At 63.4% G+C, this 25153-nt stretch carries 27 protein-coding genes; 10 read left to right on the plus strand and 17 right to left on the minus strand.

Annotation, left to right across the window (positions count from 1 at the left end):
- Positions 1-136: 136 nt before the first annotated feature.
- The 10 genes from JOE60_RS14150 to JOE60_RS14195 all read right to left on the minus strand — a co-directional run bounded on the left by JOE60_RS14150 (position 137) and on the right by JOE60_RS14195 (position 9177).
- Positions 137-1138, minus strand: coding sequence for a glycosyltransferase family 2 protein (locus tag JOE60_RS14150; RefSeq protein WP_167263913.1), 1002 nt, complete (start codon positions 1136-1138; stop codon positions 137-139).
- 42 nt (positions 1139-1180) lie between these two features.
- Entirely contained in the window at positions 1181-1915 is a 735-nt protein-coding gene (locus tag JOE60_RS14155; RefSeq protein ID WP_167263915.1) for a tyrosine-protein phosphatase, read from the minus strand.
- A gap of 126 nt (positions 1916-2041) precedes the next feature.
- Positions 2042-2638: a GNAT family N-acetyltransferase gene (locus JOE60_RS14160; RefSeq protein ID WP_167263917.1), complete on the minus strand. Its 597-nt coding sequence runs from the start codon at positions 2636-2638 to the stop codon at positions 2042-2044.
- 26 nt (positions 2639-2664) lie between these two features.
- A complete protein-coding gene (locus JOE60_RS14165) occupies positions 2665-3546 on the minus strand; it encodes a 3-hydroxyacyl-CoA dehydrogenase family protein (RefSeq protein ID WP_167263919.1) in 882 nt (293 codons plus the stop codon).
- Positions 3543-4355 (minus strand): enoyl-CoA hydratase/isomerase family protein, encoded by an 813-nt coding sequence (locus JOE60_RS14170; RefSeq protein WP_167263920.1) that lies wholly within the window; start codon positions 4353-4355, stop codon positions 3543-3545. The genes JOE60_RS14165 and JOE60_RS14170 overlap by 4 nt, the downstream gene beginning before the upstream one ends.
- A complete protein-coding gene (locus JOE60_RS14175) occupies positions 4355-5581 on the minus strand; it encodes a thiolase family protein (RefSeq protein ID WP_167263922.1) in 1227 nt (408 codons plus the stop codon). The genes JOE60_RS14170 and JOE60_RS14175 overlap by 1 nt, the downstream gene beginning before the upstream one ends.
- Positions 5582-5711: 130 nt before the next feature.
- The gene (locus JOE60_RS14180; protein ID WP_167263924.1) at positions 5712-6365 is read right to left on the minus strand and encodes a pentapeptide repeat-containing protein; all 654 of its coding nucleotides are present in this window, start codon (positions 6363-6365) and stop codon (positions 5712-5714) included.
- A gap of 48 nt (positions 6366-6413) precedes the next feature.
- A complete protein-coding gene (locus tag JOE60_RS14185; RefSeq protein ID WP_167263926.1) occupies positions 6414-6836 on the minus strand; it encodes a DUF2177 family protein in 423 nt (140 codons plus the stop codon).
- Positions 6833-8701, minus strand: a complete 1869-nt coding sequence (locus JOE60_RS14190) for an AMP-binding protein (protein WP_167263928.1) — start codon at positions 8699-8701, stop codon at positions 6833-6835. The genes JOE60_RS14185 and JOE60_RS14190 overlap by 4 nt, the downstream gene beginning before the upstream one ends.
- Positions 8698-9177 carry a MarR family winged helix-turn-helix transcriptional regulator gene (locus JOE60_RS14195; protein ID WP_167263930.1) on the minus strand — a complete coding sequence of 160 codons (480 nt, stop codon included), beginning with the start codon at positions 9175-9177 and terminating at the stop codon, positions 8698-8700. Before JOE60_RS14195 ends, JOE60_RS14190 begins: the two co-directional genes overlap by 4 nt.
- Positions 9178-9227: 50 nt before the next feature.
- Here JOE60_RS14195 and JOE60_RS14200 point away from each other — a divergent pair, with 50 nt between their 5' ends.
- Positions 9228-10097: a DUF1295 domain-containing protein gene (locus JOE60_RS14200; RefSeq protein WP_167263932.1), complete on the plus strand. Its 870-nt coding sequence runs from the start codon at positions 9228-9230 to the stop codon at positions 10095-10097.
- Positions 10098-10267: 170 nt separating this feature from the next.
- Here JOE60_RS14200 and JOE60_RS14205 read toward each other — a convergent pair whose 3' ends face one another.
- Positions 10268-11731: an amino acid permease gene (locus JOE60_RS14205; RefSeq protein WP_167263934.1), complete on the minus strand. Its 1464-nt coding sequence runs from the start codon at positions 11729-11731 to the stop codon at positions 10268-10270.
- A 281-nt stretch (positions 11732-12012) separates the two neighbouring features.
- Between JOE60_RS14205 and JOE60_RS14210 the strand changes: the two genes are divergently transcribed.
- The 6 genes from JOE60_RS14210 (at position 12013) to JOE60_RS14235 (ending at position 17652) form a co-directional block, all read left to right on the plus strand.
- Positions 12013-13263, plus strand: a complete 1251-nt coding sequence (locus tag JOE60_RS14210; RefSeq protein ID WP_167263936.1) for an Nramp family divalent metal transporter — start codon at positions 12013-12015, stop codon at positions 13261-13263.
- Positions 13264-13309: 46 nt separating this feature from the next.
- The gene (locus JOE60_RS14215) at positions 13310-14038 is read left to right on the plus strand and encodes a CPBP family intramembrane glutamic endopeptidase (protein ID WP_167263938.1); all 729 of its coding nucleotides are present in this window, start codon (positions 13310-13312) and stop codon (positions 14036-14038) included.
- A 122-nt stretch (positions 14039-14160) separates the two neighbouring features.
- The gene (locus JOE60_RS14220; RefSeq protein WP_167263940.1) at positions 14161-14598 is read left to right on the plus strand and encodes a VOC family protein; all 438 of its coding nucleotides are present in this window, start codon (positions 14161-14163) and stop codon (positions 14596-14598) included.
- A gap of 21 nt (positions 14599-14619) precedes the next feature.
- The gene (locus tag JOE60_RS14225; protein WP_167263942.1) at positions 14620-15570 is read left to right on the plus strand and encodes a 1,4-dihydroxy-2-naphthoyl-CoA synthase; all 951 of its coding nucleotides are present in this window, start codon (positions 14620-14622) and stop codon (positions 15568-15570) included.
- 8 nt (positions 15571-15578) lie between these two features.
- Positions 15579-16709: an AMP-binding protein gene (locus JOE60_RS14230; RefSeq protein ID WP_167263944.1), complete on the plus strand. Its 1131-nt coding sequence runs from the start codon at positions 15579-15581 to the stop codon at positions 16707-16709.
- 61 nt (positions 16710-16770) lie between these two features.
- Entirely contained in the window at positions 16771-17652 is an 882-nt protein-coding gene (locus JOE60_RS14235; RefSeq protein ID WP_167263946.1) for a 1,4-dihydroxy-2-naphthoate polyprenyltransferase, read from the plus strand.
- A gap of 15 nt (positions 17653-17667) precedes the next feature.
- Here the strand turns inward: JOE60_RS14235 and JOE60_RS14240 are convergent, their stop codons facing one another.
- Positions 17668-17979: a DUF4229 domain-containing protein gene (locus tag JOE60_RS14240; RefSeq protein ID WP_167263948.1), complete on the minus strand. Its 312-nt coding sequence runs from the start codon at positions 17977-17979 to the stop codon at positions 17668-17670.
- Between the two features lie 88 nt (positions 17980-18067).
- Between JOE60_RS14240 and JOE60_RS14245 the strand changes: the two genes are divergently transcribed.
- Positions 18068-18484 (plus strand): PLD nuclease N-terminal domain-containing protein, encoded by a 417-nt coding sequence (locus JOE60_RS14245; protein ID WP_167263950.1) that lies wholly within the window; start codon positions 18068-18070, stop codon positions 18482-18484.
- 72 nt (positions 18485-18556) lie between these two features.
- On the opposite strand, the gene ccsB is transcribed toward JOE60_RS14245, so the two are convergent.
- Genes ccsB through JOE60_RS14270 form a run of 5 tightly spaced genes read right to left on the minus strand, consistent with a single transcriptional unit; the run spans position 18557 to position 23370 of the window.
- A complete protein-coding gene (gene ccsB / locus JOE60_RS14250) occupies positions 18557-19624 on the minus strand; it encodes a c-type cytochrome biogenesis protein CcsB (protein ID WP_167263952.1) in 1068 nt (355 codons plus the stop codon).
- Complete coding sequence (gene resB / locus JOE60_RS14255) at positions 19624-21333, minus strand: cytochrome c biogenesis protein ResB (RefSeq protein ID WP_167263954.1); 1710 nt, start codon at positions 21331-21333, stop codon at positions 19624-19626. The genes ccsB and resB overlap by 1 nt, the downstream gene beginning before the upstream one ends.
- The gene (locus JOE60_RS14260; RefSeq protein WP_017199149.1) at positions 21333-22088 is read right to left on the minus strand and encodes a cytochrome c biogenesis CcdA family protein; all 756 of its coding nucleotides are present in this window, start codon (positions 22086-22088) and stop codon (positions 21333-21335) included. Before JOE60_RS14260 ends, resB begins: the two co-directional genes overlap by 1 nt.
- 4 nt (positions 22089-22092) lie before the next feature.
- On the minus strand, positions 22093-22701 hold the full coding sequence (locus JOE60_RS14265; protein WP_167263956.1) for a TlpA family protein disulfide reductase: 609 nt from the start codon (positions 22699-22701) through the stop codon (positions 22093-22095).
- A gap of 3 nt (positions 22702-22704) precedes the next feature.
- A complete protein-coding gene (locus tag JOE60_RS14270) occupies positions 22705-23370 on the minus strand; it encodes a histidine phosphatase family protein (protein WP_167263958.1) in 666 nt (221 codons plus the stop codon).
- A gap of 207 nt (positions 23371-23577) precedes the next feature.
- Between JOE60_RS14270 and JOE60_RS14275 the strand changes: the two genes are divergently transcribed.
- On the plus strand, positions 23578-24129 hold the full coding sequence (locus tag JOE60_RS14275; RefSeq protein ID WP_167264208.1) for a YceI family protein: 552 nt from the start codon (positions 23578-23580) through the stop codon (positions 24127-24129).
- 215 nt (positions 24130-24344) lie between these two features.
- Complete coding sequence (locus JOE60_RS14280) at positions 24345-25055, plus strand: hypothetical protein (protein WP_167263960.1); 711 nt, start codon at positions 24345-24347, stop codon at positions 25053-25055.
- The last annotated feature ends 98 nt before the right edge of the window (positions 25056-25153 follow it).

Genomic DNA, 25153 nt, shown 5'->3' on the forward strand with positions numbered 1-25153 from the left:
AGCAGAATTTTGGGGATGCCGCGGGAAGTGAGAGAGGGACCCGCCAAACGCGACGGGACGTGAGAGAGGGACCCGCCAAACGCGACGGGATGTGAGAGAGGGACCCGCCAAACGCGACGGGACGTGAGAGAGGGACCTAGCGGGAGGTGAACTTCTTCGCCAGCAGCAGGGGCTTTTTGAGGAACTCCCCCACGCTGGTCCTGTCAATCACGGTCTGTCTCATGTCAGCGGCCGCATGGTTGAGGGCGTCCAGGCGCTCCAGAACGCGATCCAGCTTGTCATTGGTTTCGTCCAACCTCCGCTGCTGGGCCAGGATCAGTTCTTCCTGCCCGGCCAGTACTTGCGTGAGGTACAGCAGGGGGCCGAAGCCGTTTTGCGCCACCCCTTCGCGGAGGTGCTGGTCCCGGACCAGGGCGTCGTAGTGGGCGTGCTCCGCGGCCTTCGCAAAAATGCTGTTGCCATCATGACCCGCGGATTCAGGGCGCTGGGACCAGAAGGCCAGCGGTTCGCCGTCCAGGAATCCCACGCGGGCGTGGCTCAGGACGCGCAAATGGAACTCCCAGTCCCCCACCACCGGCAGTTCCTCGTTGTAGTAACCCACGGCGTCATGGAGGCTGCGGCGGTACAGGAAGGAAATAGGGACGGCCCTGTTGATCTTCAGCATGTCCGCAAGGGTGATCTGGCGCATGTCCGCCCAGAAGATCTCCCGGCGAACCGGCTCGATGGCACCATCAACCAGTTCCTCGATGACGATCTCCGTCCGGACCATCACACCGGTTTCCTCCGCCTGCGTGGGCTGATCGAGGTACGCAACGGTGCTGGCCAGGAAGTCGGGCGCCCAGAAGTCGTCGTCATCATGAATCACCACAAATTCGCCCGAACCCGCTTTCACGCCCGCGTTCGACGCCGCCTCCATGCCCACCGATTCCGGGTGGTGCAACGTGGTGATGCGGTTCCGCTCAACCTCGCTCCGCTGGGAGGTGAGGTGATCGACGTCGGCCGGGTTGCCGCCGTCGTTGACAATGACGAGCTCGAAATCCTGGAAGGTTTGACCGAAAATGTCATCCAACGCACGGGCGAGGAAGACGGGGCGGTTCTTGGTTCGGGTCACAATGGTGACGCGGGCGCCATGGCTCATGCGGTTCCATCCAGGGGTTTGGCAACAAGGGTGGGGAGTGGTTCAACTCTGCATGGTAGCAGCGCCGTGGCCGTCCACTTTGGAACGTATGGCTGCCAGTTCCGGGCCGCTGACACCATGTGCTGACAGGAACTGCCCGGGGTCCAGTGAATCGAGGAACGACTGGAGGCTGGACCGGCGCTGGGTCAGCAATTCTTCAAGCTCGGCGTCGGACAGGTAGGGGTCGTGGGCGTGCGGCGCGCCATGGGTGCGGTGCCTCTCGTTGATCCCCCTCGCGGCAAGCTCGTACCCGTGGATGATCTCCTCATTGCTGTACCCGGCCAGGCGCTGCAGCATCAGTGCGATCACTCCGCTGCGGTCCCGCCCGGCAGAGCAGTGCACCACCACTTTGCCCGGAGAGGCCGCGATGGCCTTGAACACCGCGGCGATCTTGTCAGCGAACAAGTGCAGGTAGTCGGCGTACTGCTCCGGTTCCTTCAGGTAGTGCCCGAACAGCTCGGCGAACCGGCTGTGGTCCGGATCTTCCGTGGGGCAATGGACGACGTCGATGCGCGCCATCACTGCATCCGGCACCTCGGAGTCTGACTCGCGCGGCGTCAGTTCCCGTGCGGCGCGGAGATCGATCACGGTGCGGACGCCGTCGTCGTACATCTGCCGCCACCCGGTTTCAGTGACCCACTCATGGCGGCCCATCCGGTAGAGGTCACCGGCGATCCGCCAGGCATTGACGGCGCCGTCCCAGTGGATCCGTTGATGGGTGGAGGTGGTCTCATCCATAAAACCAGCTAAGCACACCGGGCGCGGCAGGCACTGCCCACGCGCCAAGATCGTTGCCAACCCGCTATCGCGTCGCGGCCCAACAACGGAGTCGCGGGCAAGCGACGGATTTGCGGGCAGGCACCACTACGCTCCGTACTTGGCCAACCGGTACTCCAAGCCGTTGCGCACCGCGGGCCACTCGTGCTCCAGGATGGAGAACACCACGGTATCCCGCAGCGCGCCGTCGGCAGACCGGGAGTGGTTGCGGAGCACACCGTCCTGCTTTGCCCCGAGCCGTGCAATTGCAGCCCGGGACTGATGGTTCAGGAAGTGGGTGCGGAATTCCACGGCCGGGCAGCCCAGGGTCTCAAACGCATGCCGCAGGAGCAGCAGCTTGGAGTCCGGGTTGGTTCCCGTTCCCTGCGCAGACGCCGCATTCCAGGTGGAACCGATCTCCACGCGGGGTGTCACGGCGTCGATATTCATGTAAGTGGTCATGCCAATGAGTTTCCCCGTGGCGTTGGACCGCGTGGCGAAGGGCTGCATGGACCCCTTGCCGTGAAGGTCGAGGCGCCGCTGGATCTCCGCAGCCATGCCCTCGGGCGTGGGCACGGACGTGTACCAGAGCTTCCACAGATCGCCGTCGCGTGCCGCCTCAACCAGGCCGTCATGGTGGTCCTGGCTCAGCGGTTCCAAGGTAACGAGCCTGCCGGTGAGGGTGATGGGTTCAAAAGAAGTCACCCGGCCAGCCTAACCGCCCGGAAGGATCAGCCGTTCCAGTCGAAGAAGCCCTTGCCCGTCTTCCGGCCCAGCTCGCCGCGCGCTACTTTGTCCCGCAGGATCTGCGGCGGCGCAAACCGGTCGCCCAGGGTGGAGTGCAGGTATTCTGCGATGCCCAGCCGCACGTCCAGCCCCACAATGTCCGTGGTCTTCAACGGACCGGTGGGGTGCTTGTAGCCCAGCACCATCGCGGCATCGATGTCTTCGGCAGACGCGACGCCTTCCTCCACCATGCGCATCGCCTCCAAGGCAATGGCAACGCCCAGCCGTGAGGACGCAAAACCGGGCGCGTCATTGACGACGACGGCGGTCTTGCCGAGTGCCTCGGTCCAGCTTTTCGCCGCTGCAGCGAGTTCGGGTGAGGTCTGTTGGGCCAGCACCACTTCGATCAGGGTGGAAGCAGGCACCGGGTTGAAGAAGTGCAATCCCACAAAGTTGGCAGGGCGCCGGAGTTCCTTGGCGAGGTCCGTCACGGAGAGCGAGGAAGTATTGGAGGCGAGGAACGCGTCCGCTGAGAGGTTGTCCTCCACGGCTTTCAGTGCCGTGACTTTGAGTTGGTAGTCCTCCGGCACGGCTTCCACCACCAGGCCGCAGTGGGTGAAGGATGCGTAGTCCGTGGAGGTGCTGAACCGTGCCATGGCTGCCTCGGGAGCCTCGCTCAGGGTTCCCCGTTCCGCGGATTTGGCCACGGCCTCGGCCACACGGCCTTGGGCACCGGCGGCTGCCTCGTGGTCACGTTCCACCACGATCACGGTGGCGCCCTTGGTGAGGAACGCGTGGGCGATCCCGGCACCCATCCGGCCGCCGCCCAGGACACCGACTACGTGGGGCACTCCTGCAACGGGCGGGGTGGTGGATGTGGTGCTCATTTCTGGTTCCTGTCCTGGTCGGCAGCGGTTGCGCTGGAGGGGTCGGCGGCGGTTTTCGATGACTTCTTGTCCAGGAACGCCTGCATGCGGTCAAACTTTGCCTGGGATTCAAAGAGGATGCCCTGGGCCAGGGTGTCAATCAAAGGGTGGGCTTCGGCCGGTGCGTGGAAAACAGACTTGGTGATCCGCACGGCCAAGGGGTCCTGCCTGCCGATCCTGTCGGCCAGCTTGTGGGCGGCGTCCATCAGCTCCGGAGCCTCATGGATTTCGGTGATGAGGTTGATCCGCAGGGCTTCCTCGGCCCGCAGCACCGCCCCGGCCAGCAGGATCTCCTTGGCTTTGGGTTCACCCACCAATTCCTTGAGGCGCCACGAGGCACCGGCGGCAGCGAGGATCCCCAACCCCGTTTCCGGGTTCCCAATGCGGACACCGGGCGTTCCGATGCGGAAGTCCGCGGCATAGGCGAGCTCGGCCCCACCGCCCAGGCAGTAACCGTCCAACGCGGCAATAACGGGCATGGGCAACTTGGCGATGCGAACAAAGATGGTGGAGTTGATCCCCTGAAAGGCGTCGTCCCGGCGGCGTTCCCGCAGCTGTCCGATGTCCGCGCCGGAGGCAAACACTCCGTCCGTGCCGGCAATAATGAGGACTTTGGGATGCCGTTCCAGCTCGGCACATACTGCGTGCAGCTCATCAACCATGGTCTGGTCGATGGCGTTCCGGACGTCCGGCCTGTTCAGCAGGACTGTGAGCCGGTCCTCCCGTTCTTCCAGGAGCAGGGTGGTGAAGTCTTCCGGGTTCAGTGCCATTACACGCCTTCCAGCAGCATCGCGGTGCCCTGGCCCACGCCAATGCACATGGTGGCCAGGCCCAGCTTGGGACCTGCTGCGGAAGCCAGTTCGCGTTCCATGCGGCCCAGCAGCGTGATGGCTATCCTGGAGCCGCTGGAACCGAGAGGGTGACCCAAACTGATGGCGCCGCCGTCGTTGTTCACAATGTCCGGGTTCAACCCAAGGCGACGCATGCTGGCCAGTGACTGTGTGGCGAAAGCTTCGTTCAGCTCAACGGCACCAAGCTTGTCCACGGTGAGGCCCGTGCGTGCCAGGATCTTCTGGGTGGCCGGGACAGGGCCGATCCCCATGATTTCCGGTTCGCAGCCTGCCGAGGCACCATCAACGATCCGCGCACGGGGCGTCAGTCCGAACTTCTTGATGGCGGCCTCGGACGCGACGATGATGGCGGAGGCGCCGTCGTTCAGGGTGGAGGAGTTGCCGGCCGTCACCACGGAGCCGCCGGCCACCACGGGACGGAGGCCCGCCAGGACATCCATGGTGGTCCCCAGGCGTGGGCCTTCATCGGTGTCCACCACGGTTTCCGCTTTCCGGGTCTTGACAGTGACCGGAACAATTTCGTCCGCGAACCGGCCTCCGGCGATGGCAGCCAGCGCACGTTCGTGGGAGCGCACGGCGAAGGCATCGGCATCTTCGCGGGAGATCCCGTCCACGCGGGCCACCTCCTCTGCGGTTTCCGGCATGGAGTACGTCATCTTGCCATCCCGGGAGAGCCCGCCCTTGGAGAACAGCGGGTTGGTGAAGCGCCAGCCAATGGAGGTATCGAAAATCTGGCCGGGCTTGGCGAAGGCTGTTGCGGGCTTCTCCTGGACCCACGGCGCGCGGCTCATGGATTCGACGCCACCGGCAACCACAATGTCCGCAGCACCGGATTTGATCATCTGGCTGGCCATGATGATGGCGCTGAGCCCTGACGCGCAGAGCCTGTTCACGGTGATCCCGGGAATGTGGAGCGGGAGGCCCGCCAGGATGGTGGCCATCCGGGCCACATTCCGGTTTTCCTCGCCTGCGCCGTTGGCGTTGCCCAGGATGACCTCATCGATGGAGTCGGGATCGACGCCGGCACGCGCCACCGCTTCCCGGACCACCAAAGCTGCGAGGTCGTCCGGACGGACGGAGGACAGCGCTCCACCGTAGCGACCGACAGGCGTGCGTGCGCCGCCAACAAGAAAAGCCTCGACCATGAGAACATCCTTCGCAAAAGTGAAAGGGCCGGCGCGGAATAATATACCGACCGTTCGTTCTATAAAGATTACACGGCAGGGCGGGCCGGTCAACAGATGACGACACCTGCCGGCCCGCGCCCACATCGCATCAGACCACCCGGATCCCCATGTGGCCGGCCAGCAGGGGTGCCATGAGGCTCAGTTGGTAATCGTCAATCACCACGCCGGCCAGGCCCGCCAATCCGTTAATGCCCCGGAATTCCGACGTCCTCAGATCCACGTCCTTGAACTTTGCCCCGGTGACGTCCAGGGTCCCGATGGTGCAATTCTTCAAGGACACCCTGGTTCCGCTGCATCCGCCCAGGTCCAACTCATTGATGATGCAGTCCGATATCCGGACATCGATGAGCTTGGAACTGCGAAGGTTCACATAGTCCAGCTTGCCGCCCTCAATACTGACCGAGCGCCAGCTGCCTTCATACATTTCCGCCGAACCCCACCGCGGATTGGACACCTCAACGTCCTGCCAGGAAGTCCGCGCTGCCATGAACACAGGAGCATAAGGCTCGCTCAGGACGCAGTCCCGGAAGGTTGCACCCCGGAGCTGGGCTTCGTTGAAGGACACTCTATTGAATTCGCACTCAATGAAATCCGCACCGCTGAGTTCCTGGCCGTCCGCGGAAACCCGCGTGAACCGGACACCCTCATACCGTTCGCCGCGCTGGAAGTCCGGGGCGTCGTCGTCGCGCAATTCATCCAACCGCACGGGAGAAATTTTTGGTGCCACTACCTTTAAGCTCATGCATCGAGCCTAAACCCGCCCACCGACAGTCCTGGCCCGCAAGCGGCGCTAACGGCTCCGGAGGCGCCTGCCTAGAACCTTCACTGTCAGCCAGGTCACCAAGCCGCAGACCCCGGTGCCCCAGGCGATATCCGTGACGGCCACCAGGACGGGAAAGTCCCTCAGGACTGCGAGCGCGGTCAATGCCCAGGTGCAGTAGGTGAAGAAGCCGTACAGGGCGCCAGAAAGCACCCGTTTGCCTACCGTGGTTTCTTTGTCCAGCGGCCGGATCCCAAAGTGGACCATGCCGGCAACAAAAAGCAGGTAGAAGAGGATTCCGCCCACAGGATTGGGCGAAGAGGCAAGAAGGTCCCCCAGCTGGCTTTGATACTGGCGCAGCACCACAAGGGCAATCCAGACCACGTCAATCACAGCGAAAATGACGGCCGCCACCGCGTAGGCCCGCAGCCAATCCACCACTTTGCGGTTCATCGCTGGCCCCTCACGTCCGTATAAAGGCTGTCCACGATGTGATGGACACGCTCCGTGAAGGCTCCGCGTTTCAGTTTCATGGTGGGAGTCACCATTCCATTGGCCTCGCTGAGGTCCGTCAGCAGCAGCACGAACCGCCGCACCTGTTCAGACCGCGCAATCCTGGAGTTCGCAGCACTCACAGCCTTGCCGATCGCGGTCAAAAGGCGGGCGTCATCCACCTGCACAGCACCTCCATCCCCGGGGATGGTCAGGCCCTTCAAATCCGTAATGCCCTCCCGCTCGGCCCAGGCCGCCACTGACTCCGGATCCAAGAGCACCAAGCCACCCAGATACGGCTTGCCCTCGCCAACCATCACTGCGTGGGCCACCAAAGGATCGCCCTCAACGTAGCCCTCCCAAATGGACGGGGTGATGGTCTTGCCGCCCGCGGTGACAATGATGTCCTTGATCCGGCCCTGCAGGGTAAGTTGCCCCTTGCCATCCAGAACGCCGAGGTCCCCCGTGCGGAAGAACCCGTCCGTGAAGGCTGCGGCGTTGTCCTCCTGGCGGCGATAGCCGGCAAAGACACCAACACCCTTGGCCAGCACCTCGCCGGTCTCCGAAATGCGGATGGTGGTAGCCGGCATGGGCACACCCACTGTTCCGGCGGTGATGGCGCCCGGAAGGTTGCCCGTCAGGGGCGCGGTTGTTTCCGTCAGGCCGTACCCCTCCACCACGGGCAGGCCGAGCCCCCTGAAGAACAGGGACAGCTCGGCATCCAAGGCAGCGGCGCCGGAGAGCAGGTACCCCAGCTGCCCGCCCACCAACGCACGGAGCCGGGAGTAGAAAAGCCTGTCGAACACTGCATGCCTCAACCGCAAGCCGAGCGGAGCGCGGACGGCAGGATCGGCGTCGAGCGCTTCCGCGTGACGGCCCCACTCCACAGCAGTCCGCTGGGCCGATGCCCAAACCCGCCCCAGCCCCTTTTGGGTGGCAGCCGCCGCGGCCGATGCCTGGATCTTTTGCAGGACCCGTGGAACCACCACCAGGAACGTCGGCTTCAGCGCCCCCAGCGCGGGAACCACGTCACGGGGATCGGAAAGGTGGGCGATCCGCATCCCATTGGCCAGGCAGATCAACTGCAGCCCCCGCGCCAACACATGCGCCATGGGCAGGAAAATGATGGTGTTTCCGCCCTCGCGCACCACCTCTGTGTAGGCCGCAGCAACGTTCATCACCTGGCCCACGAAGTTGCCATGGGTGATCAACGCACCCTTGGGAGCGGCCGTGGTGCCGGAGGTGTAAACAATGGTGGCCACAGAGTCCAGTCCGGCAAGGAGCCGCCGCTCCTCCACCACGCTGTCCGGAATACTGACGCCCAGCTCCACCAGGTGGCTGAGGTCCGCGTTGGGGCGGGCATCAAAGGTCCACACCCCCAAGGCCTGGATTCCAGCTTCGGCGAAACCACTCTCCAGGAGTGCCGCATGCGTTCCGCTTCCGCCCACAGCCAGGCGCACATCAGCGTCCGCCAGGATGGCCACCACCTGCGGCAGCGCCGACGTCTCGTACACAGGAACCACGACGGCGCCGGCGAACCACGCCGCCATATCGGCAAGGGCCCACTCATACCGCGTGGGGGACATGATGGCCAGGGACTCCCCCGGCTTGATTCCGGCCGCAATGAAGCCCTTGGCCAGCGCCTGCACTTCCCGGGCGAATTCTGCCGTTGTCACCTGACGCCACGGGGCGCCAATGTCAGCACCTTCCCCCCGCACCTCGAACGCATTGTGCCCGGGGCTGCTGCGGACCCTGCGTATCAAAAGGTCAGTGGCGTTGCGGTACCCGGAGATGTCCACCAACGGTGGCGTGCTGAATTCCTTCACAGTGATTCCTTCCCTGCCAAGGTCTGGAGATGCTGCTCCATGAGCTGCTTCATGTCGTTGAGGAAGTCACCCATGACCCGCTGGTGCTCAGGGGCCAATCCTTCCAGGTGGGCGCTTGCAGCCGGGAGCACGGGACCTGCCAGCGCGGCGAGCCTCCCCGAGGCGTCCTCGGTCACGGCCACGTGGACGTGGCGCCGGTCCTCGGAACCGCGCAGGCGCTCAACCAATGCGTGCGCCTCCAAGCGGCTCACCACCGCTGTGGTGGTGGCGGCAGTTGCGCCCATCTCTGCTGCCAGGGCTCCCACTGTGATGGGTCCGGACTCAGCCAGGACAGTGAGGGCCCGGTAATCGGTGAGGTTGAGGCCGAGGCTTCGGGAGGCCTCGCGCTCGGTCTGGTTGGCCAAGGCCAGCAGCGCATGGAGCGTCGCTGCCACCGGATGGACAGGTCCGGTGTTGGCGCTATCGGGGTTTTGCATGTTTATATAGTAATCAAATTAATTTGAACACCAAACAGACTAGGTAAAAGATGCAGGATTCAGAGAAAAAGAGGCTGATCGCCCTCCCGGTGGTTGTGGTGCTGGGATCATTGCTGGCCTGGGCAGGCAGCCAGAACGGGGCCACCCTGGGCGGTTTCCCGATCTTCGCGATCGCCGTGGCAGCTGCGTTCATCATCCAATGGCTGGTGTTCATTCCGTCCTTCAAAGCGCAGACGGAAAAGTTCTTCGACCTCACCGGATCCCTGACGTATGTGGTGATCACCGTGATCCTGGCACTCCTGACGCCGGGAATTGATGCCCGCGGAATCCTGCTGGCTGCCCTGGTCAGCATCTGGGCCCTGCGCCTGGGGACCTTCCTGTCCCGCAGGATCAGCAAGTCAGGCAAGGATGACCGCTTTGACGAGATCAAGCCGTCCCTGATCCGCTTTCTGAATGTCTGGACAGTCCAGGGCCTCTGGGTGGTCTTCACTGCAGCCGCAGCATGGATCGCCATCACCAGCTCCCAAAAAGTGGGCCTGGATTGGCTGGCAATCGTGGGCCTGGTGCTATGGGTTGTTGGCTTCGGCATCGAGGTTGTCGCGGACCTGCAGAAGAGCCGCTTCAAGGCGGACCCTGCCAACAAGGGCAAGTTCATCTCCACGGGGCTCTGGTCCAAATCCCGCCACCCCAACTACTTCGGCGAGATCCTGCTGTGGGTAGGAGTGGCCATCATCGCCGCACCCGTGCTGCAGGGCTGGCAGTGGGTTGCCATGATCTCCCCTGTTTTTGTGGCGCTGTTGCTGCTCAAAGTCAGCGGCATCCCCTTGCTGGAAAAGAAAGCGGACAAGCACTGGGGCGGCCAGGCGGACTACGAGGCCTACAAGAAAAACACTCCCGTCCTGATTCCCAAGCTCGGATAGACGCTGACCGGGCCCCACAACGCCAAGGCCCCCCCCTTGTGTGAGGCCCGCTCTGCGCCCCTCGCGCCACGAATAGCACGTATACCGGGCCCCACAACGAAAGGGGCCACAACGCAAACGGCGGGTGCCCCCACAAGGAGGCACCCGCCGTCGCGCTTTAAGAAGTGAACCTAGCTGAAGAGCTCGCTCTTGGGCTGGTTGTTCTTGACCTTCTGCCAGCCGAGCCACAGGATCAAGGCGAAGAACGGGATGGTGGCGAGGGTCCAGAGACCCAGCAGGAAGACCTCACCCGTGGCCTTGTCCGTCATGGAATCGAAACCGATCAGAACGGTGATGGCCAGCAGGGCAATCAGGCCCACCCAGCTGGTCCACGGCGAACCGGGCATCGGCAGGCTGGAGACTTTGCCACGTTTCTTCCGCAGCGCGATCTGGCTGGCAAAGATGGAGCCCCACGTGAAGATCACGCCGATGGACGCGGTGTTCAGGGCGAGATCGAACGCGTGCGAGCCACCCAGCCAGATGTTCAGGAGAATGCCCACCAGGTAGACGCCGCCGATCGCCAGGATGGCCGCGTACGGCACGTGGCGGGTGGACATCTTGGTAAGCCACTGCGGAGCGTGGCCGTTGTTGGCCATGGTGCGGAAAATGCGGCCAATGGAGTACAGGCCCGAGTTGCAGGAAGACAGCGCGGCGGTGATGACGATCATGTTCATGACGTCGCCCATCCAGCCGAGGCCCATCTGGCCAAAGACCGTCACGAACGGCGAGGTGCCGGCCACGTACTGGTCGGACGGCAGCAGCATGGCCAGCAGGGTCACGGAACCAACGTAGAAAACAACAATGCGGATCACGACGGCGCGGATCGCCTTGGGAACTTCGCGTTCCGGGTTCTCCATCTCGCCGGCCGTAATGCCCACGAGCTCGATGGCGTTGTAAGCGAAGATCACGGCGTTGAGTACCAGGATCATCACCAGTCCGCCCTTGGGGAACATGCCGCCATCTTCGTGGAAGAGGTTGGCTACCGAGGCGTGGCCTTCGCCAACCTTGGCGTTGGTGACAACCATGAAGGTACCCACCGCCAGGAAGATGACGATTGCACCCACCTTGAGGCAGGAAGCCCAGAATTCGAACTCGCCAAAGGCCTTTACGCTGAACAGGTTCACGGCCACCAGCAGCACCAGCGCTGCAATGGCAGAGAGTTCAATGGGGACGTTGGGGAAGAAGAACTGGAAGTAAAGGCCAATGGCAATGAGCTCGGCAATGCCGGTCATGGCCCAGTTGATGAAGTACATCCAGCCCGAAAGGTAGGCACCCTTCTTGCCGAACATCTCACCGGCGTAGCTCACGAACGAGCCTGAGGTCTGGCGGTACATGATGAGTTCGCCAAGGGCACGCATCAGCAGGTACGCGATGACGCCGGCAATGGCATAGGAGAAAATCAGGGCCGGCCCGGTGGAGGCCAGGCGGCCACCCGCACCCATGAAAAGGCCGACGCCAATGGCGCCGCCCATGGCGATCATGGTGACGTGGCGGCGGCTCAGGGTCTTCTGGTAGCCCTCGGCGCTGAGGGTGGAACCAGCAGCCTTTGATGAGGCCGATGAATTCTTGAGATCTGTGGGAGTACTTTGCGGCACAGCTGTTCCTTGTGGGTCGGGGTGTTGCTGTAGGGGTTGCGGCCGTGGACCGGGACATTGGCATCTTTGAGACACAAAATTCGAGTAATCGCTCGGTAGGGATCCCGAAGTGTGACAAACGACGCAAAATGCCGAAGCTTCGCGCAACCCGTCCATCTTACGGCATGTGACGGAACATCCGTGACGCAGGCTACAGAGGGACGCCTAAGTAATACTTTTCGGTGTGCCTAAATATCCGGTATCCTCGGAGGAGAACACCACCCCCAATGACGAGGAGTCCCATGGCTGCACCAACCCTGCAAACCCGTGCCGCTCCCGCCAGGTTGTGGACGCGGCTGATGATGTTGGGGCCCGCGTTCGTTGCCGCAATCGCCTATGTTGATCCCGGAAACGTCGCCGCCAACCTCACTGCCGGCGCCAACTACGGCTACCTTCTGGTGTGGGTTCTTGTAGCCGCCAATGCCATGGCCGTCCTGGTGCAGTACCAATCGGCCAAACTCGGCCTGGCCACCGGCCTCAGCCTGCCTGAAATTCTGGGAAAGCGGCTGGGAACCAAACGCCGGCGCCTGTACTGGGTGCAGGCCGAAATCGTAGCCGGCGCAACAGACATGGCCGAGGTCATTGGCGGCGCCGTGGCCCTCAACCTGCTGTTCGGAATTCCCCTGCTGGCGGGCGGCGTGATCGTGGGCGTTGCCTCCATGCTGCTGCTGACGCTTCAAACACGGCGCGGGCAACGGACTTTTGAATCCGCCATCCTGGTCCTTCTGGGAATCATCGCCGTGGGATTCGTCTCCGGGCTGTTCGTCAATCCGCCCGACGCCGGAAGCGCACTGGGCGGCCTGGTTCCGCGCTTCGAAGGACCGGACACCGTCCTCCTGGCGGCCAGCATGCTGGGTGCCACCGTGATGCCACACGCCATCTACCTCCACTCGGCGTTGGCCCGGGACCGCCACGGCTTCTCCGAGAACCCCCAGGTCCGGATCCAACTGATCCGCGCCACCCGCTTTGATGTGGTGGGCGCCCTGCTGCTGGCCGGCGTCGTCAACATCTCCATGCTGCTCCTCGCGGCCTCGAGCCTGCGCGGGATTGAGGGAACGGACACCATTGCAGGAGCCCACGCCGCAGTAACCTCCGCCCTGGGACCGGCCATCGGCGTGATCTTCGCGATCGGGCTGCTGGCCTCGGGCCTGGCCTCCACGTCTGTGGGCTGTTATGCCGGGGCCACCATCATGGGCGGCCTCCTGAAAGTCCGCATTCCCCTCATCTTCCGGCGCGTGATTACCCTGATCCCCGCGCTGGTAATCCTGGGCGCCGGCATCGAACCGACCCTTGCCCTGGTCCTCAGCCAGGTCCTCCTGAGCTTCGGCATTCCGTTCGCGCTCATTCCGCTGATCCGCCTGACCGGAAAACGTGAGGTCATGGGTATCCATGTTGACTCGACGGCGCTGAAGATTGCGGGCTGGACCAGCGCCGGGTTGATCGTGGGATTGAACTGCGTCCTCATTGCGCTGACCCTGGCCGGGCAGTCCTGACCCTGGCCGGGCAGTCCTGACCCTGGCCAAAGCTAGGCTTGTTCCCATGGGCACCATTTCCGCGAAAGCCAATCCGTACCGGTTCACGGCCCTCGATGCACTGGCTGTTGCCGTCTACTTGGGGTTCACGCTCTACTTCTCCTTTGGTGGCGAAGCGGTTGAACGCCTGATGCTCCAGCTCTTCTCCGAGCCGGCAACGGCTTCCTACGCCGTCAACGCGGTGTTCTATGCCGGCGTCGGAATATTCGCTGTGGCCTCTGCCTGGCGGGTGGCGGGTCGGGACCTGAAGATTCTGGCCACCAGGCCGTGGTTCACCCTGGGCATGGTACCGCTGGCCATCGTGGTGATGTTGATCCTCACCGCGGTCCTGGTGGCGGCGTTCGGTACCGCCCAGACCTCGGAGAACCAGTTGGGGATCCAGGGACTGCTGCAACAGGTGCCCGCCTGGCTGATGGTGCCGCTGCTGGTGGTGCTGGGCCCCTTTGTTGAGGAATACCTGTTCCGGCATCTATTGATCGGTAAGCTCTCCCGCTATGTGAACATCTGGGTCTGCTGCGTGATCTCCGTGCTGGTCTTCGCCTCCATCCACGTTATTGGCCGCGAAGGACTGGTGCTGTCCGCGCTGGCACCGTATCTGGGTATGGCCGTGGTGTTGGTGGCCGTTTACGTGTGGACCGGGAAGAACCTGATGTTCTCCTACTTCGTCCACTCGGCCAAGAACCTGATGGCCGTGGTTCTCATTTACGCCATTCCCGCGGAGCTCCTCCCCAACTAGGTCGCACTTAAGCGCGTTTTGAGCGCCCAGAATGCGCTTAAATGCGACCCAGTTGGGTGCGCAGGACGGAAGGTGACCCGGCCCCCTACCCAGCGGCCGCCGTCGGGAATAGCTTGTAAGGCATGACATTGAATATCCAGGTTGTAGTGGACTGCCGGAAGCCCCACGAACTCGCCGACTGGTGGGCCCAAACCCTCGAATGGACCGTGGAGGCCCAGGACGAGGCCTTTATCCGCTCCATGATCGAGCAGGGCCACGCCACGGAAGACCAAACCATCACCCACAACGGCAAATTGGTGTGGGCAGAAGGCTGCGCAATTGTCCCGGCGGAGGACACGGACCCCACCACCGGACGGCGGATCCTGTTCCAAACCGACCCCAACGAAAAGTCCGTCAAAAACCGTGTGCATTGGGATGTCCGGCTCAACGGCAGGGACAAGGACCAAGTCCGCGCGGAGCTTGAGGGACGCGGAGCCACACACCTCTGGACAGCCAACCAGGGTCCGCACGAATGGCACACCATGGCCGACCCCGAGGGCAACGAGTTCTGCATCAGCTAGCGCCATTACTAGACTCGGACTGTGAACAACGATCTCCCTGCCAAGGTTTCCGACGTCTTTGACCCCTCACGCTGGCGCACTGTGTCCGGCTTCGACGACTTCAAGGACATGACCTACCACCGGCAGGTTGAGCGTTCAACCGACGGCACCGTCAAGGACCTGCCCACGGTCCGCATCGCCTTCAACCGTCCCGAGGTCCGCAACGCCTTCCGCCCGGGAACCGTGGACGAGCTCTACCGCGCCATGGACCACGCCCGCATGACCCCGGACGTCGCTACGGTCCTGCTCACCGGCAACGGCCCGTCCCCCAAAGACGGCGGGCACTCCTTCTGCTCCGGCGGCGATCAACGGATCCGCGGACGGGACGGCTACCGCTATGCAGAGGGGGAAACCCAGGAGAGCATCGATCCCGCCCGGGCCGGCCGCCTTCACATTCTTGAAGTCCAGCGGCTCATGCGCACCATGCCCAAGGTTGTCATCGCCGTCGTCAATGGTTGGGCAGCCGGCGGCGGCCACTCATTGCACGTGGTCAGCGACCTCACCATCGCCTCCCGCGAGCACGGCAAGTTCAAGCAGACCGACGCCACCGTGGGAAGTTTCGACGCCGGATATGGCTCAGCGCTGCTGGCCCGCCAGATCGGCCAGAAAGCCGCGCGGGAAATCTTCTTCCTGGCCCGCGAATACTCCGCCGATGACATGGTCCGGATGGGCGCGGTCAACGAGGCCGTGGATCACGAACGCCTTGAGGAAGTCGCATTGGAGTATGCCGCGGACATTGCCCGCCAATCACCGCAGGCCATCCGCATGCTCAAGTTTGCCTTCAATCTGGCTGACGATGGCCTCGCGGGGCAGCAGGTCTTTGCCGGTGAAGCCACCCGCCTGGCCTACATGACGGACGAGGCAGTGGAGGGCAAGGAAGCATTCCTGCAAAAGCGCGATCCCGACTGGTCCAACTTCCCTTACTACTTCTAGGACACCCGGTGGACATCGATCCCATACTGAAAGCCCTGATGGCTGCCCTCCACGGTGAGGGCCCCGCCGTCGAAATCGTCGTGGACCAGGACGGCGGACCCAAAGCCGTGGGTGTGGAAACCGGCGTCGAAGAGGCAGCAGTGGTGGTCCGCACATCCGGGTCCACGGGCACTCCCAAAGCCACCGTGCTGACCATTGACGCACTGGCTGCGTCCTCGGTGGCCACGGCCATGGCATTGCGCGGTGAGGGCCAGTGGTTGCTCGCGCTCCCGCTGCAGTATGTGGCGGGTGTGCAGGTCCTGGTCCGCTCCCTCTACGCCGGGACCCGCCCGTGGGCCATGGACCTTAGCAACGGCTTCACGCCCGAGGCCTTCACGGCAGCGGCCCAGGAGCTCACGGACAAGATCCGGTTCACCTCACTGGTGCCCACCCAGTTGCAACGCCTCCTGGACTCCCCCGCCCCGGAGACCCTGGCCGTACTGCGCCGCTTCAACGCCATTCTTCTGGGCGGAGCACCCGCCTCGGGCGAACTGCTCAGTGCCGCCCGGGCGCAGGGACTCACGGTGGTCACCACCTACGGCTCAGCCGAGACCTGCGGCGGGTGCGTTTACGACGGCGAGCCGTTGGACGGCGTCGAGGTCCGCATTGGCGAGGGCGGGCTGGAAGGCCGGGTACTGCTGGGCGGCGATACGGTGGCCGCGGGCTACCTGGATGCATCCCAGGATGCGTTCTTCGAAGAAGACCGCGTGCGCTGGTACGTCACCGGAGACCTCGGCGAGCTTTCCGCTGACGGCAAGCTAACAATCCTGGGCCGCGCGGACGACGTCATTATCACCGGCGGCGTCAAAGCCTCCGCCGCGTTCATCCAGAGCAAGCTGGAAGAGCTCGACGGCGTCACCGCGGCTTTTGTGGCCGGCGTTCCGTCCCGCGAGTGGGGACAGGCCGTTGCCGCGTTCGTTGCCATGGAGGATCCGACGCCGGAGGGGATCCAGGGTTTCACTGCCAAACGCGAAGCTGCACTGGGCGCTTTGGCGCCCAAAACAGTGCTGGTGGACAAGGAACTGATGATGCTTCCCAACGGAAAACCGGACCGCCTGGCCATGATTGACCGGCTTTCGGAGCTGCATCGGGGACAATAGACAAGTTCTTCCTTCCCGAACCTGACTTACGATCAACCGCGAAATACACGAGGTACTGCACGTGGCGACAGCTGCACAATGGATTCAAGGGGCCCGGCTCCGCACACTGCCCGCGGCGATCGCGCCTGTCCTGATCGGTTCGGCAGCGGCGTACGAGCTCCAGGCGTTCAAGCTGCCCAACGCGATCCTGGCCGCCCTGGTGGCCCTGTTGCTCCAGATCGGGGTCAACTACGCCAACGATTACTCGGACGGCATCCGCGGCACGGACGAGGACCGGGTGGGACCACTGCGCCTGGTGGGTTCTGGGGCTGCACGGCCTGAGCAGGTCAAGTGGGCGGCGTTCGGCCTCTTCGGGGCTGCCATGCTGTGCGGCCTGATCCTGGTGATCATCACCCAGTCCTGGTGGCTGATCCTGGTGGGCATCGGCTGCGTACTGGCAGCGTGGGGATACACGGGCGGCAAAAACCCTTACGGTTACATGGGCCTGGGCGACGTATTCGTCTTCGTGTTCTTTGGCTTGGTGGCCACGCTGGGCACCACGTACACCCAAGCCGGCCAAGTGAGCCTGGCCGCGGTGATCGGCGCAATAGGTACCGGGCTGATTGCCTGCGCACTGCTGATGGCCAACAACGTCCGCGACATTCCCACGGATACGGCAGCCGGAAAACGCACCCTGGCAGTTCGCCTGGGTGACCGGCACGCACGGGAAAGCTATGTACTGATGCTGGCCGTCGCAATTCTGCTGGTGCTCATCCTGGCCCCCACCAAGCCTTGGATGCTCATTGTCCTGCTGCTGATCCCGGCCTGCCTGATGCCCGCCTGGCTGATGGTCAACGGCAAGAAGCGCAAGAGCCTCATTCCGGTCCTCAAGCAGACGGGCCTGATCAACCTTGGATACAGCGTCCTGTTCTCACTGGGACTGATCCTCAGCCACGGATTCTAGGACGCCGACAGCTTTTTAGACGGAGCCCGGACGTTTGTCGTTGTTCACGGCAATGTCCGGGTTTTTCTCTACCAGGCTGTCCTCGGCCGCTGCGTCTTCCACCTCACCGGCGGTGCGGATGGGCTTGGCGCGTCCGGAGAAGCGTTCCCGCATTGAAGCGGTGGCGGCATCGCGCTGCTTCTGGAAGAACAGGTAGCTGATGGCGAACGCGATCAGCCCGGCGAAGACCACCGCCAGAAACGTGCCAACCCCCAAAAAAACGAAGAGTGCGAACAACGGCGCGAACAGCACCAAACGGATGAGGGAATACTTCAAGAAAGCCACCACCCAAGTTTAGCCGCCCGGGATGGTTGCACTCTCATCACGGCCGGGCAGGGGCAACCTCTATACGCCTTCCGGCGACTAGACTTGATGCATGCCCCGCGTTATAGGTGTAGTTGTTGTCCTTGTCATCTTCGTCTATGCCCTGGTGGATGTCATCCGCACCGACGGGCGGCTCACCCGTGGGATCTCCAAACCCGCCTGGATCATTGTGATGATCATCCTCCCGCTGCTCGGGGCCATCCTGTGGTTCATCTTCGGCCGGCCTTACAACAAGCCCCAGACCGCGCCGGCCCGGCGTCAACCGGTGGCCCCGGACGATGACCCCGAGTTCCTCCGCAACCTGGAGGCCCGGCGTCGCAACCAGGCCGAAGACGAGCGCCTGAAGAAGCTCAAGGCCGAACTGGACGCCAAAGCCCGTGACGAAGGCGCGTCCAGTTCGGACGGCCAACCCACAGGCAATGACAAACACAGCGAGCCGGACTCCCATGACACGGACGAGCTGAAGTAGGCCCCCGGCGCCGGCTCAGCCGGGCCCCGGGCGCCGCACGGCTCCGTCCGGGACCAAGTCCCCTCGGGGGGATTAAAGTCCCGAGTAGGAGTGAAGCCCCTGGAACACCGTGTTGACCAACGTGAAGTTGATGATCACGCAGGCGTAGCCAACAATCGACAACCAGGCTGCGCGGGTTCCGGTCCAACCGCGGGTGGCGCGGGCGTGCAAGTAGCCTGCGTAAACAACCCAGATCACGAACGTCCAGACTTCCTTGGGATCCCAGCCCCAGAAGCGGCCCCAGGCCTTTTCGGCCCAGATGGCACCGAACATCAGCGTGAAGGTCCAGCCGATGAAGGCAATCGCATTGATGCGGTAGGACAGGTTTTCAAGGCTCAACGCGTTGGGAACCACCCGCAGGAACGCCAGGTTGTCCTTGCGGCCAAGGCCCAGGTTCTTCTGCCGGTAGGACTGCAGCAACTGCAGGACCGACATGGCAAAGGTCAATGTGAACAGCGCCGCGGAGAGCACTGCGATGGAAACGTGGATGATCAGCCAGTAGCTCTGGAGCGCAGGAACCAGGTGGCCAACGGGGGTCCAGAAGGACACTGATGCGGCCACCAGCATGATGATGACCAGGCCCAGCACAAAGGTGCCCAGGAAGCGCAGGTCGCGACGGATCAGCGTCACCAGGAAGACGGCCACAGCAACAAAAGCACCCGTGGTGAGGAACTCGTACATGTTGCCCCACGGCACGCGGCCCGCACCCAGGGCGCGGGTGATCACGCCTGCAGCGTGGATCAGGACACCCAGCACGGTCAGTGCAACGGCGATCCGGGCCGGGACGCGGCGTTCGGCAGCGTACTTCATGTCGCCCGCAGCGGTTCCGCCCTCAACGGTGAGGCTCGACGTCGGCCGCTCGGCACGGCCTGCCGGCCCACCGGCGTCGGCGCCGTTCAGGCCAGCGCTGACGCGCCCGGCAGCAACCGTTACCCGCTCCCCCGCAGTGGTGGCGGCGGCCTTGAGGTCCACGGTCTGGAACGTCTTGCTGCTCTTCGCCAGGTCCCAGGCAAAGGCAATGAACGCAACGGTGTACGTGCCGGCGGCCAGGAGCATGAACAGCTCGCTGTACTGGCCCAGGGTTTCGTTGATGACTGGCATTACTGGTCCTTCGAGGTTGAGGAAGAGACTGCTGTTGTGGGGGGTGCCGGTGGCGTGTCCGGGATGTTCCATTCCCGGGCGAAGAGTTCACGGAGGGCCGCGGCCTCGCCGGCCAGCCGGTGATCCTCACCGCGTGCTAGCAAGCCGTACTCCACCATTGTCCGGCCATCTTCGTGGGTTCCTGTGCGGACCCACACACGGCGGCGGTTGACGTACAGGGAAATCATCAAACCGGCCACGGCCAGGAGGCCGAAAATCAGGGCATACAGCTGGCCGGGGTTGTGGTGGATGTCCACACCGATGTACTTTTTCACGCCGTCGAAGGTGATGCTGCCCTTGCCGTCGGGAAGGTTGGCTGTGGCACCGGGGGTGAGGGTAAGGCCACCGGCCGCCATGGTGCGGCTGTTCAGGGGCTTGAGGTCTTTGACGTCCAGCTCAAACACGTTCTGGGGTACACCTTTGTCCAGGCCCAGGTCCCCGTAGAACGAGTTCAGGCTCAGCTGCGGGTTGATGAGTTCCGGTGCGCCGCTGTAGGAGATCTTTTCCTCGGTCACCATGGCCGTGGGAAGGAAGAAGCCAACAAATCCGAGTTGCTCCGGCTTGGCGTCCGGGACCTTGATAACCACGGAAGAGTAGTAGTTGTCACCCTGGACTTTGGCGATCACCGGGCCCTGGAAGGCAACGTTTCCGTCGCCGTCGCGGACGGTGACCATGGGCGCATAGCCGTTACCCGTGAGGTAGAGGCTGGTGCCGCCCAAGGACACGGGATCGTTGACCTTCAGGGTTTCCTTTTTGGCCGGGGCGTCCGGGGTCTCCTTGGTGGTGACTTCTGCGGTGTAGTCGATCGGCTGGCCTGCCTTGCCGGGTGACTCACGGTCGAACTTGGCCTCGAACTTGTCCAGCTGCATGGAGTACGGCTGCAGGTTGCTGCTGATGAAGTTGGTGCCCGGGGTGAATTGGTCGTAGCCCACCAGGGTGTTCACGAACGTGTCGCCTTCCACCAGGATCCGCTGGCCGCTGTAGCCGAACAGGCCGCCGATGGCCACGGACACCAGCACGCCGATCAGGGAGGTGTGGAACACCAGGTTGCCCACTTCCTTCAGGAAGCCGCGCTCGGCACCCAGGGACGGAAGGCCGCCGTCGGCGTCCCTGACCTCAACGCGGTAGCCGCGCTTCCTCAGCAGCCCGGCGGCATCATTGATGGCTTTCGACGCCGGGATCCCGGCGTCGGCGGGCACCGCCAGGGTGCCGTACTCCGGCAGGCGCGAAAGGCGCTTGGGGGTGCGCGGTGGTTGGGACTTCATCGCCTTGTAGTGGGCGATGGCGCGCGGGGTGACACAGCCGATCAGGGAGATGAACAGAAGGATGTAAATGGCAGAGAACCAGGCCGAAGAGTAGACGTCGAACATCTGCAGCGCGTCCAGGAACTGGCCGTAGGACGCGTTGTCCTTGATGTACTGCGTCACCACGGCCGGGTTGGCGGCACGCTGAGGAAAGAGGGACCCGGGAACCGCGCCCACGGCAAGCATCAACAGCAGGAACAGCGCCGTACGCATGCTGGTGAGCTGTGTCCATGCCCAGCGGAGCATACCTCTGGCGCCGAGCGCCGGCAGCGCTGCCTCGGCCTTGGCTTGCTCCAGTTTGCCTTCTGCCGGGGTGGTGTCGCCGGCAGATGGTGACTTCTTCTTGGCTTTCACGGACTCACTCATCAGATCGGCAACTTCACATCGTTTTGGAACCAGTACTGCAGCTCGGTCACCCAGGTGCCCCACACTCCGGTGGCCATGAGGATACCGAGCAAAATCAGGATGCCTCCGCCGATCCGCTGGATGGCCAGCCGATGCGTGCGGAAGAAGGACATGACTCCCATGCCACGGCGTACTGCCAGGGCGATCAGGAGGAATGGGATGCCCAGGCCCAGGCTGTATACGAACGCCAGAAGAGCTCCCTTGGCGGCCGACGATCCCCCGGAAAGGCTCAGCAACTGTACCGCGGAGTACGTGGGCCCAATGCATGGCGCCCACCCCAGACCGAAGGTGAGGCCCAGAAGGGGTGCGCCCCAGAGTCCGGCGGGAGGCTTGGCATGGATCTTCGCGTCCCGCTGGAGCCAGCCGAAACCACCCATGAACACCACTCCCATGATGATCACCAGGATGCCCAGGAGCTGCGTGATCCAGGCATTTTGCGGCCCGGTCAGCAGGGTGCCCAGCTGGCCGAACGCGCCGCCCAGGAGGACGAAAATCACCGAGAAGCCCAGGACGAACAGGCCGATGCCCGCCAGCATGCGGCCGCGCCGCTGCTTTTGGAGGTCGACGCCGGTCAGTCCAGTGACGTAGCCCAGGTACCCGGGAACCAACGGCAGCACGCAGGGGGAAAGGAAGGAGACCAGCCCGGCCAGCAATGCCACCGGCACGGCCAGCAGCAGGGATCCGTTGAGGATCGTCTCGGCGAAAGGACTGTTCACGGGACTACTCGGCCACAGCTGAGGTGATGAGGGCCTTCAAGGTGCTCTTTTCGATCTCGCCCAGAACACGGGACGCCACTTTTCCGTCCTTGTCCAACACCAAGGTGGTGGGAACGGCGCCGGGGGGAACAATGCCGGACACGGACAACAGCACCGCACCGTCCTTGTCATTGAAGCTGGGGTAGGTGATGTTGAACGTCTTGTCGAAAGCCTCTGCCGTGGGCTGCTCATCGCGAAGGTTCACGCCGAAGAACTGGACGCCCTGGTCCTTGTACTCCTGGTGCAGGGCTTCAAGCTGGGGTGCTTCAATGCGGCAGGGAGCACAGGCAGCGAACCAGAAGTTCAGCACCGTGACCTTGCCCAGCAGGTCCTCGGGCTTCACCTGGGTTCCGGTGAACAGGGTTCCCTTGAGTTCCACGGGAGCCGAGCGGTCAGCCTTGGCGAACTCCGTGACGGAGCCATCGCCGGCCACGTAGTTCTTGTTGTCCCCTGCCCTGGCCTGCTTGGCAAGCGCATCTTCCTGGGCACAGGCGGACAAGCCCATGGTGAGTCCTGCCAGGAGGACGCCGCCGGCAGTCAGCACGCCGCGGCGTGAAGGATTGATGTTGTCCATGTCCTATGCCCCCGGGGTGCTGGCAGCGCCGGGAAGAAGCACGGCAGCGGGCTCGCTGTACTCAACGCGCACAACCTTGCCGTCGCCGTCGAGCGTCAGGGAGGTGAGGGAGGTCAGTGTGCACTCGCGCTTGCGGGGATCGTGGGCAAGGCGTCGCCCCTCCGCTGTCAGGCGGGTGGACCAGATGGGCAGCTGGTGGCTCACCAGGATGGCCTCGGCGCCATCGCCACCCAACTCCAGGGCCGTAAGCCGCGCATCTTCAACGGCGGCCAGGACGCGGGCGGCCTGTGCTTTGTACGGTTCACCCCAGGACGGGCGCATGGGGTTGCGGAAGTAGAACCAGTGCTTGGGCTTCAGGAACTCACTCCTGGTGGGGTGGAGCCCCTGGAAGTGGTTCTCGGCCTCGATGATCCGGGGCTCCGTGTGGATTTCCAGGTTCAGGGCCTCGGCGGTGGGCATGGCTGTTTCCTGCGCGCGCGTCAGGGGCGATGCCACAAGGTGCACGATCTTGGCGCCATCATTGGCGCGGGCCGTGAAGTGGCCGGCCAACATGCGCGCCATCTCCCTGCCCCGTTCGGAGAGGTGGAATTCAGGCAGCCGTCCGTAGAGGACGCCGTCAGGATTATGGACCTCGCCATGGCGAAGCAGATGGACAGTTGCTTGGGGCATGTTTACCAGTTTCTCAAAGAAGCGGAGCGATCCGAAATCTTCTACCGACAGTAGAACTCAAAATTTTTCCGAAATGTTCCCTGCAGTTGGAATAAAAGATGCATATGCATGTTTATACTGGGTACGAAGCTCGGTTGATGCTTCAAGCAATGGCTTCAATCCGGCAAACACGCAAGACCTTCCACAACCCATAGGAGCAACATCATGATGACCCTTCCCGCAGACGTAACCACCGGCACCTGGACCCTGGACGCTTCGCACAGCGAAATCGGCTTCACCGTCCGCCACGCAGGAATCAGCAAGGTCCGCGGCCAGTTCAAGGACGCTGCAGCCACCCTCGAGGTTGGCGAATCCCTGGCCGACTCCAAGGTCAACGCCACCATCCAGACCGCCAGCTTTGACTCCGGCGACGTCAACCGCGACGGCCACGTCAAGGGCGAAGACTTCTTCGATGTTGAGAAGTTCCCGGAAATCACCTTCGTTTCCCGCCACGTCAAGGCCAACGGCAACAGCTTCGACCTCGTGGGCGATCTCACCATCAAGGGTGTCACCAAGGAGGTCTCCATCGAGACCGAATTCAACGGCGTAGCTGTTGACCCGTTCGGCAACACCCGTGCAGGCGTCTCCGGCGAGACCACCATCAGCCGCAAGGACTTCGGCCTCACCTGGAACGCCGTCCTCGAAGCCGGTGGCGTCTTGGTCAGCGACAAGGTTGTCATCAACCTGGAACTCGCCTTCATCGCTCCCGCAGCGGCCTGATTCCCCTCGCGGTTCAGCCCGGGCCCCTTCATGGGCCTTGGGCGGGGCCACGGCAGAACCAACGCGACGGCACCCCCGCAGCATCACGCTGCAGGGGTGCCGTTGTGCATTCTGCGGTTCCACCTGCGCAATTGTTCTTCACCTCCCCGGGACTTGGCTGCGAGTTGGCTCCGAATTTCCTAGGCATCCTTCAACCTGCGGTCTAAAGTGATGCCATGAGTACCCCAGATGAAGCACCACAGCCTCCGCAGCCCGGCTCCCAGCCTCCGCAGCCCGGCAATGTTCCTCCTGCGGGTTACCAGCCTCCGCAGGGCTACCAGCCACCCCAGGGTTACCAACCGCCGTCGCAACCCGGCCAGTATTCCCAGCCCGGTGCTGTTCCGCCCAACCCAGGCCCCGGGCAGGGACAACCTGCGCCCGGGCAACCCGGCTTCCACTTCGAAATGCCCACCGATGGTCCACGCAACTTCAACGACGTCATGCCGCAAGGTGGATTCTCGGGGATGTTCAAAACCCAGGGCCTGCCCACCGAGTTGAAGGTGTCCTACTTCATCTGGGTCATCTCAGGCCTCCTGGGACTCCTGTTCGGAGTCATTGGGTTCTTTGCCATTGTTGCCCTCTTCGCTTTCGCTCCCGGAATAGCTGCGATCCTGCTGATCATCCTGCTGCTGACCCTCGCGTTGGCGGCGGCGCAGGTGATCCTGGCCATGAAGATGAAGGAAGGCAAGGAATGGGCGCGCCTGGCGTTGACAATCGTTGCCGCTGCGTCGCTGCTCCTCACCATCTTCAGCGCAGCAAGCGCCGGCGGATCCAGCACCGGCCTGGGCAGCAACTGGTTCGGTTTCCTGGTCAGCGCCGTAGCCGTAGTGCTGATGTGGCTGCCCAACTCCCAGCTCTGGTTCAAGGCAGTCAAGGGCCAGGTCTAAAACCAAAGCCGGCAGCCGTCGTCGAGCATCACGGCAGGCCCACTGGCTGAAGGCCGCGGATGGATTCCCCGGAATCCCCGCGGCCTTCATCATGCAGG

This window comes from Paenarthrobacter ilicis (assembly GCF_016907545.1).
GTDB classification, from domain to species: domain Bacteria; phylum Actinomycetota; class Actinomycetes; order Actinomycetales; family Micrococcaceae; genus Arthrobacter; species Arthrobacter ilicis.